Source organism: Agrobacterium sp. rho-8.1 (assembly GCF_033957725.1).
Classification (GTDB): domain Bacteria; phylum Pseudomonadota; class Alphaproteobacteria; order Rhizobiales; family Rhizobiaceae; genus Agrobacterium.
The window spans coordinates 96,288-112,572 of the sequence record NZ_CP192790.1; the positions used below are offsets into that span (position 1 = coordinate 96,288).

Consider the following 16,285-nt stretch of genomic DNA (forward strand, 5'->3'; position numbering starts at 1 on the left):
AGGGGGCGTGTCTGCCCCGATTCTTGCTGTTTCGCGAATACAGATCAGAGCTACCGTCGATTAACGGTGTCTCGGCGATTGAAACAGCATCCTCAAAATCCGAAAAGCCGTCATTCCGGTTCATTCGGCTTGGTAGTGAGCAAGAAACATTTCAAGGCAGTCGTCGATAACTTGGTCAGCTTTTGCAGTTTCAATCGATCTGGTGCCGCTCAAGAACTTTGGCCAGTAGAAAAAAGCTTTCAGTAGAGCGCTTAGCTGTTCCCCACTGCCAGCGCTGCGTCTCGACAACGGCCAAGTGATTACTGAGATTACCGCAATCTGCCGGTATCTGGATGAGGTTGCCAAGGGTGGGCGGTCACTGTTCGGAGCGACGCCCGAGGAGCGTGCCGTCACCGACATGTGGACGCGTCGCGTCTATCTCGAGATCATCGCTCATTTTGTAGCGCATTGGCGTGGCACCGACGACGCAGTCAACTTCTACCGCGGCAATCGACTTCCAATGCCGGAAGCGAAATTAGCTAACCGCATTGAGGCCGAGCGCGGCCTCAATCAGCTGGACGAAGATATGGAAGGCAAGACTTATATCACTGGAGATAACGTCTCCATGGCGGATGTCCTACTCTATACTTTTATGTTCACCATGGGCCAGTCTTTGCCCTGGCTAGATATTCCGGGCCGCAGGAACATGGCCTCTTGGTTCGAGCGTATGGGAGAGCGGCCCGCTTCAAAACTTATTGGGCAGTCTTTGCCAACCCATGTCAGCGCTTAAGGTGCAGCACCACTAACTTGGTCTCTCAGACGACAACGGATTCAGTTCGTCACCTGACCTCGACGCAGACGGGAACACACAGGATACCACTATGAAACAACGAAAACTCGGAATGCAGGGTCCGACGGTTTCTGAGCTTGGCTGTGGTGCCATGGGCATTTCCATCGCCTATGGATCAAGCGACATCCGAGAGGGTATCCAGACTATTCAACGGGCCTATGAAAAGGGCGTCACCTTTTTCGACACCGCGGAGCTTTACGGCTGGGGGGAGAATGAAAAGATTGTCCGGGAGGCCATCAAGGGCTTCCGCGACGATGTTGTGATTGCCACCAAGTTTGGCTTTACCCGCTCCTACGGCAGTGACAGCCGTCCGAAAATATCCGGCAGGTGGCGGAAAACAGCTTGAAATATCTTGGTGTCGAGCAGATCGACCTCTTCTATCAGCACCGTGTGGATCCGGCCGTGCCAATCGAGGACGTTGCCGGCGCTGTCAAGGACCTGGTTGATGCCGGGAAGGTCAAGATATTTTGGCGTGAGCGAGGCCGGCGAAAAACCATTCGCCGAGCCCACGCTGTGCTGCCTGTGTCAGCACTGCAAACCGAATATTCGCTGTTCGAACGCGACGTTGAAGCGCTCTTCCCGGTCATCCGTGAACTCGGTATCGGCTTTGTTCCCTACTCGCCACTTGGTCGTGGTTTCCTCACCGGCACTGCCAAGCCTGCTGCCAAATATGAGGAGTCCGATATGCGCCGGACAGTCGAACGTTGGCAGCCTGGAAATTTCGAAAAGAACGTTGCCGCGACCCAGAAGCTCTCCGGACTTGCGGCTTCAAAGGGCGCGACCGTTTTTCAATTGGCCTTGGCATGGCTGCTGGCCCAAGGCGATGACATCGTACCTATTCCCTGCACCCTTAGTACTGCGTGCGTGGTAGAGAATATCGGTGCCGCCGATCTTGTCCTCACCGAGAGCGATCTGGCACGCATAAGTGGAATCCTGCCTACTGCCGGATTTGGTGCGCGCTACAATGAAGCATATACGCCCAGTGTATATGATGGCCTACATAGCTAATCTTAAACGGATGGATTGGTGGTCTGGGCTGCCAATCCAAAAAACCTCTACACAATTTCAAGGCAGACGAGTCAAACCTTGAATTTTTGAGGCTGGGTATCACAAGGGACGGACCACACAACTCGCAACCGCAAATCTGCGACCGCCACCTCAGCGGTAGATGGCTCACCAGATATGCACCAATCAATGTCTGGGTCTATTAGTGTTTGGCAAATAGCATACTGCTTGAAACGCTTTCTTATGCTTTTACCGCAAAGCAAGGAACTGAAATGACAATAAATTCCGAGGCACGCGGAATGTCCGCTAGCATGATCTTCTTGTTCGCGGTTGCCGCTGGCTCTGCCGTCGGTAACCTTTATTGGGCGCAGCCTTTGCTCACCGAGATATCGGCGGCCTTGGATTTTCCGCTTGCGGCTTCCGGTTCGCTGATCACGGTGACCCAGCTCGGCTACGCCCTTGGCGTGTTGCTGCTCGTCCCGCTGGGCGACGCCCTCGATCGCCGCCGGTTGATACCGGCGGTTATGACAATGGCGGCGTTGGCTCTGTTCGCTTGTGCCCTGGCTCCCAACTACACCATCCTTTTAGGGACCTTGGCCGCTGTCGGCCTGACAACCGTGTCAGGACATCTGCTTCTCCCGCTTGCAGGAGACTTGGCAAGGGACGGCCAACGCGGCCACGTCATCGGGTCGATTGCCGCAGGCGCACTGACGGGCATCCTATTGTCGCGAACCATCAGCGGTTTGCTTGCGGACCTTTTCGGTTGGCGTTCGATATACTTGGTCGCTGCTGTCGTTACCCTGGGCCTAGCCGGCCTGCTGGCGTTCAGGCTGCCTGCCGACACGCAGCGTACACGCATGTCCTATGGCGTGCTCCTCCTGTCCATCGCCACGACTGTGGCGCGCAACCGGGCCATTCAGGTCACACTGCTTCTCGGTGCGTGTGGGTTCTCTGTCTTCACCATGTTCTGGACCGGACTTACCTTCCTGCTCAGTTCCCCGGCCTATTCTTACTCCGTAATGCAGATCGGCCTCGTTGGCCTGGTCGGTTTGGCCGGTGCCTTGGCCGCTCGGCGGGCGGGTATGCTGCATGATCGCGGCCTGTCTGTCCCGGCAACAGGGTCCGCTCTCGGCCTCACTCTCGTCTCGATCGGCATCGCCGCAGCAGGAGGCAGTTCCATCTGGATGCTGCTCCTGGCCGTCCTCTTCATCGACATAGCGCTGCAAGGTGCAAGCGTTCTGAACCACACCCGCCTCTTCTCGCTCGCGCCTGAGGCACGAAGCCGTCTAAACACAGCGTTCGTTGTCTGCAATTTCACCGGCGGCGCCGTCGGTTCTATCTTGGCAGGATACCTCTGGGCTGCGGGTGGCTGGTACCTGTTACTGGCCGGGCAAGCGGCGATTGTGTTGCTCGGGCTGATTGTGTGGGCAATCAGTCGGGAGACTTTAGCAGCCGGCTGAACGACAACATCCATATCAAAAGGATCGGGAAATCGATTGCCGCATTGGCCAGCCTGCTTCTGCTCGTGGTGGTTGGGACAGGCATGGGTGTCGATTGGCAGCGATCCTTTTTATTTATAGTGGTACGAACGGGACGATCGGCATCAATACTGTAAATTAGCAGGGCGTCCCAACGCCGATACGCATAATAACGCCTTATTAATTATCACGTTGACTGGATGATTTCTGTAGACTTGATCACACCCATGCCTATAGCCAGCACCATTTCGCCATGCGTGTCATCATCAATTGAGCGGTCTCCTCAAACATCCGCCGTATGAAACCCTCCCCGACAAGTTGTGTGCCAAACCACAAAGGCATGGTGTGGCTATGTGATCCGCTGGGTTATGGGTACATTTCATTGCGGCTGCCGAGCATATACGTCAACCGCTGTTACTTTTGGAACGTCCTGGATTGTTCATAGGCTGAACGTGCGGCGTCTATGCGCGCGGAGTTTTCGACGGCCCAGTCAGCCAGCACTTGGACCGGTGTTACAAAATCTTGGCCAAGGCTTGTAAGGGCGTATTCCACCTGTGGAGGATTGGTCGGCATCACGGTTCGCAAGATAAACCCATTTTCTTCAAGATCCCGCAGCGTCGATGCCAGCACTTTCTGGCTAATCTCACCAACAGTTCGTCGCAACGTGTTAAAGCGCATCGGCTGCTGACTTAGCGCTCCTACTATCAAAACGGTCCATTTTCCGCTGATTCTAGCCAGCATACGACTGATGTGCTCGCAGGGATTGGTTTCCAAATGGTCATCTAGTTTCATAAAAGTGCCTCCTTGTCCGCAATGAAAACCTTACGTAATCAGGTTTCACTAAGAAAGCTGATTACACGAGGTTATCATGTTTGCTAAGCCAAAAATCGCGGTCATTATTGGCTCCACCCGCCCCAGCAGGTACGCAGATGTCCCTGCACAATGGATACTGAAACAGGTTCATGCTCGTGGTGACATGGAGGCCGAGATTATCGACCTGCGTGATCACCCGATGCCATTCTTCGACGAGTATGCCTCCAACCTCTGGATGCCTAGTCAAAGCGCTGAAGCGGTTCGCTGGCAGCACACCATCGGCCGGTTTGATGGCTACATCTTCGTCGTGGCGGAGTATAACCACTCGATCACCGGCGTGCTCAAGAACGCACTAGATCAAGCCTATAACGAGTGGATCCGGAAACCTTTCACGGCGATCGGTTATGGCGGAACCGGTGCCTCGCGCGCCATAGAGCATTTGCGAGGGATCGGTGCTGAATTGCAGATGGTGTCTACGCATGCCGCCGTCCATATAGGTGGTAGTGACTTCATGACTGTTCATCCTGCCTATGGCAACAAGCCGATCGAAGAGATTGAGGCAGGGATCCTGCCATCCGCAAAGACAGCTCTTGATGCGCTGCTCTGGTGGGCAAGGGCAACGATGGCCGCCAAGGCCGCTGACCGTTCATCGTCCCCCGTTCAAGTTATTGCAGGAGACATCCGATGAGAATGCTCGACGGCAAAACAGCAGTGATTACAGGTGGCGGGAGCGGCCTTGGTTTCGCAACTGCAAAGCGCTTCATCGAAGAAGGAGCATTCGTATTTATCTTCGGGCAGAGGCAAGCAACATTGGATGCCGCAGTGACGGAACTAGGCCCCAGCGCCCGCGCAGTGCAGGGCTCGGTGGCGGATCTGGCCGACCTTGACCGTCTGTTCGATACAGTGAAAGCAGAACGTGGAACAGTCGACATACTGGTCGCCAACGCGGGAATAAGCGAGTTTGTCCCACTGTCCGAAATCACGGCCGATCACTTGGATCGGATCCTCGACGTTAATGTCAGGGGTACGCTTTTTACCGTCCAGAAGGGATTGCGGTTGATGGCGGCGGGAGGCTCTATTATCCTCACTGGCTCCAGCGCAGGCTCCACCGGCGCTGGAGGTATGAGCGTCTACGGAGCGACAAAGGCTGCAGTGCGCAGTTTCGCCCGGAACTGGGCAGAGGATCTGCGCGGCACGGGTATCCGGGTCAATGTCCTTTCGCCCGGCCCCATGCGAACCGAGGCGGTGCTGAACTCGCTCAGCGAAACACACCTGGACGCGATCGCCGGTCAGGTGCCGCTGGGCCGTGCAGGCGATCCTGAGGACGCTGCTGCCGTTGCAGCATTCCTTGCCTCCTCCGACAGCGCGTTTATGACCGGGAGTGAAGTTTTCGTAGACGGTGGTATCGCACAGGTTTGACGAGTAGCAAAGGACAGAAAGATGGGACTTAACACTGAAACAATCATCCATCCTCGCCTCCATCATCTTGGCCTGACAACGCGGGAGGCAAAGCCGATGATAGACTGGTACCGACAGGTACTTGGCATGATCGTCGTTCATACAACACCTTCGGCAACGGTCGGCCACGAGGACCTTCCACCGATTAAGACGACCTGGCTAAGTAACGATGGGGCGAACCACCGCCTCGCAATCGTGGAGTTGCCTGGTGTGGAAGCCGATCCGAACCGCGCTATCCACGCGCGCGTCCAGCATTTTGCGTTTGAGTACCCGAGGCTTGAGGATCTGTTAGGAACGTATGAGCGGCTGAAGGCCCTTGGAATTCTCCCAGTTCTATGCACGGACGCTGGTCTGCAAACGGCGTTTTACTACTCCGATCCCGATGGAAACAGCGTTGAGCTCAACGTAGATAATTTCGGCAACCCATCAACCTCTAGTGAATATATCCGCACCTCGCCGGAGTTCGCGGCCAATCCACTTGGCGTGTTCGTCGACCCGGAAAAGATGATCGCCGCATACCAACTCGAACATTCTGCGTGGGAGTTACATGTTCGTGCACGTGCAGGAGAATTCCTCCCCCTCACTCCTTACGATCCACGTGTCATGATGTAGATGCGATGCTTGATCGACATTGTGCGTCTATAGCGCCACAGCACCATTGCCTTGAGCTTTTCGCGTCCGTCGCTCCGCCATTGCGCCGAAATCCCGCCCAGAAACAAATCGAGCCGCTTCAGCAGTTGGGTAAGCGGCAAGGAGACCCCATCTGGCGCGGCTGATGCTGAGTAGGGTAATTTCGGGCATACGAGTTCTCTGAATGTGAGGATCTATGTCTAGACCTGCGGCTAGGGTACAACCGAGTCCAGCTGAACCATGCCCAGCTTATGGCGCTCGTTGACGGCATGGACTGGAAACGGGTGCGCTCGGTGGCGGTGAAGCCGCCGGAGACTGTTGGGTAATGGCCGCAACCTGCTTTCGGCCCTGGCGCCCGATGCGACGTGGACGGAAGCCGAAGGTTTCCCCCATTGCGGGTACCTATGTCGGCCCGGAAGCCATTGTCGCCGGGGTGTTCCAAAAGCTCGGCACGGAGTGGATTGGCTATAACGCAAAAGTCCATACCTTTATGGAGGACGGCGATCGTGTTGCGGCGTTCGGTATCTACTCCGGCACCTTTAAGGCGACGGGCAAGTCGATGACGGCGCACTTTGCCCATCTCTACGAGGTCCGCGACGGCAAGATCGCCAGCATGGGTCAATATGTCGATGCGCTGCTGGTGAACCGGGCAATCGTCCCAGAAGCCTGACAGCCGGAAATGACTGAGAATGTTGTATGGTGGGGGCACGCCAATGTGGAGCGCCCCCACTGAAATGTTACCGGATTATTACACCCACGGGCCGGTAAACGTGGGGCTCCATGCCATTCATTTTGCAAATGCCAATCAGGCCGGCAAATCGGCCCAAGTCCGCCCGCCCTCCTCATGGCCCGCAAAGAGCGTGGTGTCATAGACCAACGCTTTCTCAATCAAAACGTTTCCTCCATGCAGCATCAGCCTTAATCGACTCAAAAGTCAGAGATTTGATGACAACTGTAACAGCTGGGCCATCTCCCGGTGGGAACGGAGGATCGCCACGAGCGATCGCGACACGCGTCCACGGCGACGGAGGCCATAGGTTCTTTCAGATTTGAAAAGAATTCGTTCTCTGATTGACGAGCCTCTATCACAAAGGCGATCGGAATAGGTCGGCTGTATTGCCATATGCAGCTTTCTCGACCAGCCCCCAAGTAATGTGAAACAAGCGGCCGACACCCAGCAGCGTCAATGCTCGGTCGAAAATCGGGGATCTTGCGAAGTCGGTTACGCTGAAGCTGAGATGATCGATCACGAAATCTTCCTTCTGTCGGGAGTTTAAGCAACGCCGCTAACGGCAACACCGTTGGCGGCTGATCGATCAGCGCGCGCTGTCTATAAGGGAGCCGCCATCCGGGGTGAGGCTGTATCCCGTCATGTATTGCGAGTCCTTGCTGGCAAGGAAAAGGACGACCGGCGCAACATCGTGTTCAGGGTCGCCGTAGCGGCCAAGTGGATTGGTCGGCTCGGGCACGCCCGCGTCTTCTCCCCATGTCAGAGCAAGGGGCAGAAGGTTGTTGACGGTGATCTTGTCGGCGGCCCATTCGCGCGCAGCCGTCCGGGTCAACGCCCGAACCGCTTCCTTCGCCATGTTGTAGGGACCGTAGCCTGCCAGGCCCATGACGCCCGCCATCGAGCCGAAGTTAATGATACGTCCCTCACCACTTGCCTTCAAATGCGGATGTGCTGCTTGCATCAGCCTCAGATAAGAAATCGGACCCATCTCGAAATTGCGTTGAAGCTGTTCGACTGACAGATCAAGGATCGACGAGTTAGGCGCGGATGGGTCGAATGCGTTATTGACGAGGATGTCGATCCCTCCGAAGGCTACGACGACCTGTTCTATAGCAACCTTGATCTGGTCCCCGTCGCTGACGTCACAAACAACGCCAATGGCCGTGCCGCCCGCACCCTCGATCTCGGCTACGACCGCGTCGATGTTGGCACGGGTTCGCGACACGACTGCAACTTTTGCGCCTTCCTCTGCAAATAATTTGGCGGTCGCGCGGCCGATGCCACGGCTGCCGCCGGTTACCACGGCGACTTTTCCGGCAAGACGGTTCATGTTCAGAGCCTTTCGATGTTTGTTGATGAGTGAGTTGATGCGAGATGCGCGTATGCCGAAGGGGTTGCCCGCGCAGCATTCTGGGTGGTGAACGACGCGATTAGCAGGATCATTCCGATGACGGCGGGGAGGGCGCCTTGGGGTTTCTTCACGCCGAGGTGTGCCATGCCGGACAGGATCAGATGGTAGAAAATACCGGCGTAAGCGAGATCGCTCAGCGCAACGTTGAAGCGCGACAAAATGGCAGCGGCGCCAAGGACCTTCACGATGATCATGAACTGCAGCAGGTAGCTGGGATAGCCGAGATCCGTAAGAACGCCGCGAACCCAGACCGGCTTCGTGACATAGGTGAATGCCGAAAACAGATAGAGCAGGGACAACAGACCCGTGCTGATCCAGTAGATGTAGATCGTAAGCATAGTTTCTCCGACTGCTGCCGCTGTCGCGACAACACTGGTGGTGTTGATGTTTAGCGGCCGGGGATAAAGATGTATCGGCGCAGCCTACTGCATACCCTGAAGATGTAGTGTAACATCACCGATGACAAGTAGGATGAATAACCTGGGGTTAGTATGGAAAAACATACCAATGACCACGAAGAAGTTAATATGCATGAGGAAATGCGCCGCGCATTCTCGTTATTGTCGGGCAAGTGGAAGCTCGAAATCATGTGGCTGCTCAACCAGCAAATTTACCGCTTCGGCGAGCTGCGCAAGGCTATCCCGGGTATCACGCAGCATATGCTGACCGCTCAGCTGCGTGAACTAGAGGAAGACGGACTGGTGTCGCGAACGGTCTTCGCGGAGGTTCCGCCCCGGGTTGATTATGAGATGACTGATAAGGCGCGCGGGCTGGGCCCAACCATGGAAGCGCTGGCGGCATGGTGGACGAAATATGGCTCTACCGTGTCCGTAAAACGGCCGGTCGGGAGCGGACGAAAGCGCAAAGTCTGATCTATATCGGTTTATCAAAATAAGTCCTCAACTCACAGTGTGTGCCGACACTTTCATGCCCAGCGGCAAGAGGAGGTTTGATCGGGTGACGTAATGAACGGCTTAGTCTGCAACGGGGCCCTACGCGCGATGACAACAATCCGTACCAGATTTCGCTGTGCGCAGCTGAACATTTAAAGCCACTTCGACAGACCATGCAGGCACAGACGGGCGGTATGATTGCAGGCTTTTAGGCATCTGAAATTAGCCGGCGCAACATTTCTGAATATATAAGCATCCAAAAATACAGTTAGATCTGGCAACCAATCTGGATGCACCGTTCCGTGTGAGGTCGGTGTTGATGACATCATTCAAGGTCCAGTACGCGTCAATTGTCGCAGGCTGGCCATGAACCGCATGGGGGAAGTCTTACCCCATGCTTGCCCCATGCGGATCGATGTTAGAGTTCGCACGTCTATAGCGAATTGAGATTTGATCACGCGTCTATCGCAACCCGATGATTTTGGCTCTCATGTGTTTGCGCCGCGAGCGATCTTCCCATGGTCTGCAGACCTATCAAACCCATCCAGGATAAAACATGCAACGTGCTACCAACAAAATCCGCTTGGCCTTTCTGGCCTGCACCGTCTTGTCGCTCGCCGCATGCGGAAAAGAGGAGGGGGAACAGAAACAGGCGGTCGAAAGACCGCCAATGCCGGTTTCGATCGTGGAAGTCAAACCTGAGACGATCCCGGTTGTCAGCGAACTGCCCGGCCGCGTTTCACCTATGATCACTGCAGATGTGCGCCCCCGGATCACCGGTCTCGTGCAGAAGCGTGTGTTTAAACAGGGGACAACGGTCGATGAGGGCGATCTTCTTTACGTGATCGACCCGGCGCCATTTCAGGCGAAAGTCGATTCTGCGCAGGCAACTCTGGACGCGGCACTTGCTGCCCAGAAACTGGCAGGGCAAAAGGCAGACAGGCAGACCCAACTGCAGCAAAAGGGTGTAGCCAGCGCCGATGACAGCGAGACGGCCGTCGGGCAATTGGCCCAAAGCAACGCAGATGTTGCCCGCGCCCAGGCAGATCTCCGCTCCGCACAACTCGAACTGCAATATACGCAGATCAAGGCTCCAATCAGTGGCAATATAGGTCGCGCGCTGATTACGGAGGGCACGCTCGTGAGCCCGACCTCTGACGTGATGGCGACGATCCAGCAGATCGACCCGATCTATGCGGACTTTACGCAGCCTGCCGACACATTGATCCTTTTGCGCAACGCCATCAAGAATGGCGACCTCAAGGAAGATGCCGCCGGTGGCGTCAGCATGAAGCTGGTAACGGAGCAGGGGCGTCCCTATCCGCACGACGGCAAACTTCTTTTTTCCGAAGCAAGCGTCAATGCCCAGACAGGCCAGCTCATCTTACGTGGCGAATTCCCTAACCCGGAGCGCAATCTTTTACCGGGCATGTATGTCCGCTCAAGGCTCCAGCAGGGAGCGCTCGAAGGAAGCTTTGCTGTGCCCGAGCAGTCCGTCCAGCGCGATACCGCTGGAAAGCCACAGCTCTACATCGTCAATGCCGAGGGCAAGGTCGAAGTCAGGGAGGTCACGCTCGGATGGATAATCGATGGCCGATGGGTGGTCATCAAAGGGCTTAATGCCAACGACAAGGTGATCGTTGAAGGATTTCAGAAGGTCGGACCCGGCCAAGCCGTAAAGGCTGAGGCATGGATCAATCCAGTCGCCGCTGGCGCCTCCCCGAAAAAGGAGGGTTGATCCTTGATCCCCGCATTCTTTATCGACCGCCCCGTATTTGCCTGGGTGCTCTCCATTGCCATCATGCTGGCAGGCGCAATTTCGCTGACCGTGTTGCCCATCTCCCAATACCCGGATGTGGCACCTCCGCAGATCACCATCTCCGCTACCTACCCCGGTGCATCGCCTGAAGACACCTATGAGGGTGTGACGCGTCTGATGGAGGAAGAGCTTAACGGAATTCCGGGGCTGCTCTACTACGAATCCACCTCGAATGCCCAAGGTGCTATCACCATTACCGTGACGTTCGAACCAGGTACGGTTCCCGAAACGGCGGCTGTCGAAGTTCAGAACCGTGTTCGCCGCGTTGAGGCCAGACTGCCATCCTCCATCGTCCAGCAGGGTATTAGTGTCGATACTGCAGGCGGTGGTACGTTGCTGCTGGTGGCTCTGACATCAAAGAGCGGCTCGATGGACGGTATCGCGCTGGGCGACTACATGAGCCGTAATGTTGCCAACGAGTTGCGGCGCGTTCCGGGTGTCGGTAATGCCCAGCTGTTCGGCAGCGAGCGTGCCATGCGCGTCTGGATTGATCCTGATAAACTGCTTGGTCTCAATCTGACGCCAGCTGACGTTACAAGTGCTATCCAGGCACAGAATGCTCAGGTTGCTGCCGGCCGTCTCGGAACGGCACCATCGGTGCCAGACAGGCGCACCACGGGATCGCTGTTGATCAAGGGGCAGCTAACCTCGCCGGACGAATTCGGCCAGATCGTACTCCGTGCCGAAACAGACGGTTCGACAGTTAGACTGCGAGACGTAGCCCGGATCGAAGTCGGTGCCGACAGCTATGCCACCTCGGTCAGGATAAATGGCAAACCTGCTGCCGGTGCGTCGATCGAGCTTGCACCGGGCGGGAATGCGCTGATCACTGCTTCGGCAATTAAGGCGCGGCTGGCAGAGCTGGCACCGTCGTTTCCCGAAGACATCGAATATTCGGTCCCCTACGACACCACGCCATTCGTCTATATCTCCATCGAACAGGTTTTGATGACGCTGGCCGAGGCGATGGTCCTCGTCTTTCTCGTCATGTTCCTCTTCCTGCAAAATATCCGCTACACCATCATTCCGACAATCGTCGTGCCGATCGCGTTGCTAGGCGCTTGCGGTGTGATGTTCGTGCTCGGTTTCTCGATCAACGTGCTGACGATGTTCGGCATGGTTCTGGCCATCGGTATTCTGGTGGATGATGCGATCGTCGTGGTTGAGAATGTCGAGCGCATTATGACGGAGGAGGGGCTTTCGCCGGAAGAGGCGACCAAGAAGGCAATGACGCAGATAACCGGCGCGGTGGTCGGCATTACTTTGGTGCTGACTGCGGTTTTCGTTCCGATGGCATTCTTCCCGGGTGCAGTCGGCGTTATCTACAAGCAATTTTCACTGACAATGGTGGCGTCGATCCTGTTTTCTGCTTTCCTCGCCTTGACGCTAACCCCTGCTCTCTGTGCGACGTTTCTCAAACCTGTCGAAAAGGGGCACACTCACACTAAGAAGGGTTTCTTCGGTTGGTTCAACCGTGGCTTTGACCGTGGTTCCCATACATACAGTGGTTGGGTAGGGCGCCTGATCAAGCGTTCAGGACGCGTCATGCTGATCTACCTCGTCGTAGCAGCAGCGACGGCCTGGATGTTCCTGCAATTGCCATCTTCCTTCCTTCCTGATGAAGATCAGGGCACGTTGCTCGCCCAGGTCCAGGGTCCGGCCGATGCTACGGCGGAACGGACGCTCGATTCTATCAAGCTAATGGAGAAGGTCGTCACGTCCGAACCGTCGGTTGATCGCATTGTGGCGATCAGTGGCTTTAGCTTCTCCGGGTCAGGCGAGAACGCCGGACTTTCGTTCATCACCCTGAAGGATTGGAGCGAACGGACCGCTGAGCAGTCGGCCAAGGCTTTGTCGAACAAGTTCAATGCCGGCTTCCAGGCCATCAAGGACTCGACGGCTTACGCCCTGTCGCCGCCCGCGATTTCTGGCCTTGGCACCTCCAATGGATTTGCGTTCCGGCTTCAGGATCGCGGTAACCAAGGTACGGAGGCTTTGAATGCCGCGCGTGACCAGTTCATGTCAGAGGCCGGCAAAAGTCCAATTCTTGCTCGGGTCATGGTTGAGGGTCTGGCCGATGCACCGCAAACTGTGCTGACCATTGATCGCGAGAAGGCCAACACCTATGGCGTCACCTTCGCCGACATCAATCAGACCATCAGCACCAGCCTCGGCTCTGCCTATGTCAACGACTTCCCCAATGCCGGGCGCATGCAGCGGGTTACCGTGCAGGCCGATGCCAACAAGCGCGGTACGATCTTTGACGTGATGAAACTGACGGTGAGAAATTCCGAAGGCGGCATGGTGCCGATCTCGGCCTTCGCCAGATATGAGTTCACCAAGGGTTCGGCGCAGATCGTCGGTTACAATGGCTTCCCGGCTGTCCGTTTCAGCGGTCAGGCGGCCCCCGGTTACTCCTCTGGCGATGCCATCACCGAGGTCGAACGGATTGCTGGCGCGCTGCCATCCGGTTTTGGATACGAATGGAGCGGGCAGTCGCTACAGGAAATCCAGTCCGGCTCGCAGGTGCCGATGCTTTTGGGCCTGTCCGTCATACTGGTGTTTCTCTGCCTTGCAGCTCTCTATGAAAGCTGGGCGATACCACTTTCGGTGTTGTTGGTCATTCCACTTGGCGTGATTGGTGCGGTCGGTGCAGTAATGCTGCGTGACATGCCGAACGATGTGTATTTCAAGGTTGGCTTGATCACCATCATGGGACTCTCAGCGAAGAATGCCATTCTGATCATTGAATTTGCCAAGGACCTCAGGGCTGAGGGTAAGTCGACGTTCGATGCAGCTGTGGAGGCTGCCCACCTTCGTTTCCGACCAATCCTGATGACGTCACTCGCCTTCGCTCTGGGCGTGGTTCCCTTGGCGATTGCTACAGGCGCAGGGTCGGGGAGCCAAACGGCGATCGGGACAGGTGTCCTCGGAGGTATGATTTCTGCCACGATCCTCGCGATCTTCTTCGTGCCGGTATTTTTCGCGTTCGTGATGAAGTTCAGCAAGGACCCGGCGAAACGCAAACCGGATCCTGCGAAGCAAGCCGTCCCGGCCGAGTGACTAAGGACACGATGAAGGGCATTGTCGGCTCATGGCCGAATGCCCTTTATGAAGAATCGGACACGGTCTTCTATGACGCCACCCTCGATTTCGCTTCTGACTTGGTCTGATGTCGAAAAAAGCGCCGTTCGTAGAAGTGGCAGCACTATCAAAACTAGAAAATTGCTCCCATCCCGTTGCGCATCTCCTTGCTCGCCTGAACCATACTCCGCCGAAGAGATCAGCACCTGCGCAATATATCCCACATAGCGAGGAGCTGCATGCTCTCTGTAGAGGCGCGCAAGATTGGGGAAACGGACTGCTTCAGCCGTGATCGCCCTGTCCAGTTCGATTGCCTCGGGCTGGAGGACGTGCTCGAGTAGAAGATGGGCCAGCTTCAACAGTTTGTCTTCGAGTTTCAAGCCCTGCAGGTCGAGGCTATCTATCTCCAGCAGGTTGTGGTCAATACGTCTCTTGACTACCGCGTCAAAGACGGCGTCCTTGTCTGCGAAGCGTGCGTATAATGTGCGCTTGGCTACATGCGCCGTCGTGGCGATTTGATCGATCGATGTCCGCTCGAAACCCTGCGCCAGAAACAAAGTTTCTGCTACGTCGAGGATTTTGCCCGACAATTGCGCGGTTGCTTCCTGAGTGGGACGTCCCCCGGAGCCTGAATTAGTCGATTGTCTCATACCAAGACTGATATTCTAATGGGTCATTCGTGCCAACCCGTAACGATCCAGTGCCCGCCTAGATATTGCGTCGCTTGCGCTGATCGCCACCGGCGGCGCCCCGCATGCCGATGAGGTGTACAGTCCCTGTGCACATGTCCCGTGAATTCTACGTGAAGAAAGTCGGCTCCTTTGCTGTCATTGCCATGAGGTGAGCCAACCATTGGCGAGCTCGGCAATGAAAATTGCTTTCTTTGCGCTTGGCAAAGAACAGCGGAGCAGTAGGTGACGAGGAAACCTTCTCATCGTCGTGTGGCGATGAAACAGGTACCATGAAGAAACGTCAGGTTGTCGATACCCGTCAATTTTTGAAATGAACCCGCTGCAAGCCAATCGTCTATAAGGGGTTGAATATCGACGATGGGTAGATTGCTCACCAACCGAATTTCGTCAATGCAGGCAGCTACAGTTACAATTGCTGCAAACTGGTGGTTCCGAGCTGCCAGCTCAAACTCATCTGGCGTTGTCGCACTGAACGTCGCAACACCCTCTGCCTCGCAGACACTTTCAAACAATTTGATCGCCCGTGGCTCTGGCATATAAAGGCAAACACTTTTTAACGCCCACAACCCGACAAGATTCAACATCTAACGCTCTCCGGTTTTTCAGGCAGATTAGTTCAGAGACGCGTGTCTTTGCGTTTCGATTGATTATGTTTTGTTGCGGCCATGCTTCCCGCACATAAAAATACACAAAACCAAACACAGTGCTGCAACGGGCCGAGTTATTCTTCGTCATCATGGATGAGGAAAACGCAATATGCTCTACCCCCCAACAGCTTCAAACATACTGGTCTTTCTACCCAAGGAAGCCGGTGCGACGATCGTGGCCCGGCTGGCAGAGCATGGATACCAGTCCATCTGCGTGTCCACCGTGCCCGAGGCTTTTGATGCCCTTCGGTCGGACAAGTTTGTTTTTGCCATAACGAGTCGACCGGACATCGACATCCTGCGAAATATTCGCGCTATACCAGTCATCAATCTCGAAGTCTTTTTCCATGCTGGCATCTCTAACGATGGCATGGCGATTGGTGCAAAGAGGTTCGATAGCAAAGCATTTATCGAAAGAATAGATTTCCTCGCTCGATCAGCGCCACCTGAAAGACAAAACTCCGGGGCTGCGCGGTTGATATTTTCGAAGGAACAGGAATCGCGCAGCGTCCGCTGGTGGGCCACCGCTGTAAATGCTTTGCGCATCTCGCAAAACCGCAAGGGCAGGATAGATGTTCAATCCTGATAAACAAGGTAGTTCGGTCAGGGTCTTCCCGGTTTCTGTGGTTACAGATATAACCGCCCGAAGATCGCAATTGAGCCGGTTTTCCCGCTTCGCTGCTGTTTGGCGGATTGCGGTTCCAAAACAAGAGTACTGGGTTTTGGGGGGATGTCTCGTAATGTTCTGGTTTATCAGTGCGGTATCTTTGAGCGGATATGTTATCTTGGCGCTCTT

The 16,285-nt window shown here is 55.6% G+C and carries 17 protein-coding genes and 1 pseudogene; 12 read left to right on the plus strand and 6 right to left on the minus strand.

The genetic code is table 11. From position 1 onward, the window contains the following. Positions 1-120 precede the first annotated feature (120 nt). Positions 121-399 (minus strand): TetR/AcrR family transcriptional regulator C-terminal domain-containing protein, encoded by a 279-nt coding sequence (locus RMR21_RS23120; RefSeq protein WP_498672230.1) that lies wholly within the window; start codon positions 397-399, stop codon positions 121-123. Between RMR21_RS23120 and RMR21_RS23125 the strand changes: the two genes are divergently transcribed. The 4 genes from RMR21_RS23125 (at position 296) to RMR21_RS23140 (ending at position 3,294) form a co-directional block, all read left to right on the plus strand. Continuing rightward, the gene (locus RMR21_RS23125; RefSeq protein ID WP_498672231.1) at positions 296-769 is read left to right on the plus strand and encodes a glutathione binding-like protein; all 474 of its coding nucleotides are present in this window, start codon (positions 296-298) and stop codon (positions 767-769) included. The two genes, RMR21_RS23120 and RMR21_RS23125, sit on opposite strands and share 104 nt — an antisense overlap. A gap of 91 nt (positions 770-860) precedes the next feature. Beyond that, on the plus strand, positions 861-1,175 hold the full coding sequence (locus RMR21_RS23130) for an aldo/keto reductase (protein ID WP_498672233.1): 315 nt from the start codon (positions 861-863) through the stop codon (positions 1,173-1,175). Next, on the plus strand, positions 1,172-1,837 hold the full coding sequence (locus RMR21_RS23135; RefSeq protein ID WP_498672234.1) for an aldo/keto reductase: 666 nt from the start codon (positions 1,172-1,174) through the stop codon (positions 1,835-1,837). The genes RMR21_RS23130 and RMR21_RS23135 overlap by 4 nt, the downstream gene beginning before the upstream one ends. Before the next feature lie 269 nt (positions 1,838-2,106). Beyond that, the gene (locus tag RMR21_RS23140; protein ID WP_498672237.1) at positions 2,107-3,294 is read left to right on the plus strand and encodes an MFS transporter; all 1,188 of its coding nucleotides are present in this window, start codon (positions 2,107-2,109) and stop codon (positions 3,292-3,294) included. Between the two features lie 432 nt (positions 3,295-3,726). Here the strand turns inward: RMR21_RS23140 and RMR21_RS23145 are convergent, their stop codons facing one another. Next, on the minus strand, positions 3,727-4,104 hold the full coding sequence (locus RMR21_RS23145; protein WP_498672239.1) for a winged helix-turn-helix transcriptional regulator: 378 nt from the start codon (positions 4,102-4,104) through the stop codon (positions 3,727-3,729). A gap of 76 nt (positions 4,105-4,180) precedes the next feature. Here RMR21_RS23145 and RMR21_RS23150 point away from each other — a divergent pair, with 76 nt between their 5' ends. From RMR21_RS23150 to RMR21_RS23165, 4 genes and pseudogenes are all read left to right on the plus strand, one after another. After that, positions 4,181-4,813 carry an NADPH-dependent FMN reductase gene (locus tag RMR21_RS23150; protein ID WP_498672011.1) on the plus strand — a complete coding sequence of 211 codons (633 nt, stop codon included), beginning with the start codon at positions 4,181-4,183 and terminating at the stop codon, positions 4,811-4,813. Next, positions 4,810-5,544 (plus strand): SDR family NAD(P)-dependent oxidoreductase, encoded by a 735-nt coding sequence (locus RMR21_RS23155; RefSeq protein WP_498672012.1) that lies wholly within the window; start codon positions 4,810-4,812, stop codon positions 5,542-5,544. Before RMR21_RS23150 ends, RMR21_RS23155 begins: the two co-directional genes overlap by 4 nt. 21 nt (positions 5,545-5,565) lie before the next feature. Next, a complete protein-coding gene (locus RMR21_RS23160) occupies positions 5,566-6,195 on the plus strand; it encodes a VOC family protein (protein WP_498672241.1) in 630 nt (209 codons plus the stop codon). A 333-nt stretch (positions 6,196-6,528) separates the two neighbouring features. Next, a pseudogene (locus RMR21_RS23165) lies at positions 6,529-6,883 on the plus strand (nuclear transport factor 2 family protein). A gap of 646 nt (positions 6,884-7,529) precedes the next feature. Here the strand turns inward: RMR21_RS23165 and RMR21_RS23170 are convergent. Continuing rightward, on the minus strand, positions 7,530-8,273 hold the full coding sequence (locus RMR21_RS23170) for an SDR family NAD(P)-dependent oxidoreductase (protein ID WP_498672243.1): 744 nt from the start codon (positions 8,271-8,273) through the stop codon (positions 7,530-7,532). 2 nt (positions 8,274-8,275) lie between these two features. Beyond that, entirely contained in the window at positions 8,276-8,692 is a 417-nt protein-coding gene (locus RMR21_RS23175) for a DoxX family protein (RefSeq protein WP_498672245.1), read from the minus strand. A 153-nt stretch (positions 8,693-8,845) separates the two neighbouring features. Here RMR21_RS23175 and RMR21_RS23180 point away from each other — a divergent pair, with 153 nt between their 5' ends. The 3 genes from RMR21_RS23180 (at position 8,846) to RMR21_RS23190 (ending at position 14,129) form a co-directional block, all read left to right on the plus strand. After that, positions 8,846-9,226 (plus strand): winged helix-turn-helix transcriptional regulator, encoded by a 381-nt coding sequence (locus RMR21_RS23180; protein ID WP_498672246.1) that lies wholly within the window; start codon positions 8,846-8,848, stop codon positions 9,224-9,226. A 577-nt stretch (positions 9,227-9,803) separates the two neighbouring features. Continuing rightward, complete coding sequence (locus RMR21_RS23185) at positions 9,804-10,985, plus strand: efflux RND transporter periplasmic adaptor subunit (RefSeq protein WP_498672248.1); 1,182 nt, start codon at positions 9,804-9,806, stop codon at positions 10,983-10,985. Positions 10,986-10,991: 6 nt separating this feature from the next. Then, positions 10,992-14,129: a multidrug efflux RND transporter permease subunit gene (locus tag RMR21_RS23190; RefSeq protein ID WP_498672264.1), complete on the plus strand. Its 3,138-nt coding sequence runs from the start codon at positions 10,992-10,994 to the stop codon at positions 14,127-14,129. Positions 14,130-14,158: 29 nt separating this feature from the next. On the opposite strand, the gene RMR21_RS23195 is transcribed toward RMR21_RS23190, so the two are convergent. Continuing rightward, complete coding sequence (locus RMR21_RS23195) at positions 14,159-14,800, minus strand: TetR/AcrR family transcriptional regulator (RefSeq protein WP_498672249.1); 642 nt, start codon at positions 14,798-14,800, stop codon at positions 14,159-14,161. Positions 14,801-15,081: 281 nt separating this feature from the next. After that, complete coding sequence (locus RMR21_RS23200; protein WP_498672250.1) at positions 15,082-15,426, minus strand: hypothetical protein; 345 nt, start codon at positions 15,424-15,426, stop codon at positions 15,082-15,084. A 238-nt stretch (positions 15,427-15,664) separates the two neighbouring features. On the opposite strand from RMR21_RS23200, the gene RMR21_RS23205 reads away from it, so the two are divergent. Continuing rightward, a complete protein-coding gene (locus RMR21_RS23205; RefSeq protein WP_498672252.1) occupies positions 15,665-16,075 on the plus strand; it encodes a PleD family two-component system response regulator in 411 nt (136 codons plus the stop codon). The last annotated feature ends 210 nt before the right edge of the window (positions 16,076-16,285 follow it).

What these genes read in the sequence shown, in the direction of transcription:
- RMR21_RS23175 (WP_498672245.1), bottom strand. Translation starts at nt 8,692, where the DNA reads ATGCTTACGATCTACATCTACTGGATCAGCACGGGTCTGTTGTCCCTG.
- RMR21_RS23185 (WP_498672248.1), top strand. Translation starts at nt 9,804, where the DNA reads ATGCAACGTGCTACCAACAAAATCCGCTTGGCCTTTCTGGCCTGCACC.
- RMR21_RS23145 (WP_498672239.1), bottom strand. Translation starts at nt 4,104, where the DNA reads ATGAAACTAGATGACCATTTGGAAACCAATCCCTGCGAGCACATCAGT.
- RMR21_RS23200 (WP_498672250.1), bottom strand. Translation starts at nt 15,426, where the DNA reads ATGTTGAATCTTGTCGGGTTGTGGGCGTTAAAAAGTGTTTGCCTTTAT.
- RMR21_RS23130 (WP_498672233.1), top strand. Translation starts at nt 861, where the DNA reads ATGAAACAACGAAAACTCGGAATGCAGGGTCCGACGGTTTCTGAGCTT.
- RMR21_RS23140 (WP_498672237.1), top strand. Translation starts at nt 2,107, where the DNA reads ATGACAATAAATTCCGAGGCACGCGGAATGTCCGCTAGCATGATCTTC.
- RMR21_RS23160 (WP_498672241.1), top strand. Translation starts at nt 5,566, where the DNA reads ATGGGACTTAACACTGAAACAATCATCCATCCTCGCCTCCATCATCTT.
- RMR21_RS23155 (WP_498672012.1), top strand. Translation starts at nt 4,810, where the DNA reads ATGAGAATGCTCGACGGCAAAACAGCAGTGATTACAGGTGGCGGGAGC.
- RMR21_RS23150 (WP_498672011.1), top strand. Translation starts at nt 4,181, where the DNA reads ATGTTTGCTAAGCCAAAAATCGCGGTCATTATTGGCTCCACCCGCCCC.
- RMR21_RS23170 (WP_498672243.1), bottom strand. Translation starts at nt 8,273, where the DNA reads ATGAACCGTCTTGCCGGAAAAGTCGCCGTGGTAACCGGCGGCAGCCGT.
- RMR21_RS23195 (WP_498672249.1), bottom strand. Translation starts at nt 14,800, where the DNA reads ATGAGACAATCGACTAATTCAGGCTCCGGGGGACGTCCCACTCAGGAA.
- RMR21_RS23120 (WP_498672230.1), bottom strand. Translation starts at nt 399, where the DNA reads ATGTCGGTGACGGCACGCTCCTCGGGCGTCGCTCCGAACAGTGACCGC.
- RMR21_RS23180 (WP_498672246.1), top strand. Translation starts at nt 8,846, where the DNA reads ATGGAAAAACATACCAATGACCACGAAGAAGTTAATATGCATGAGGAA.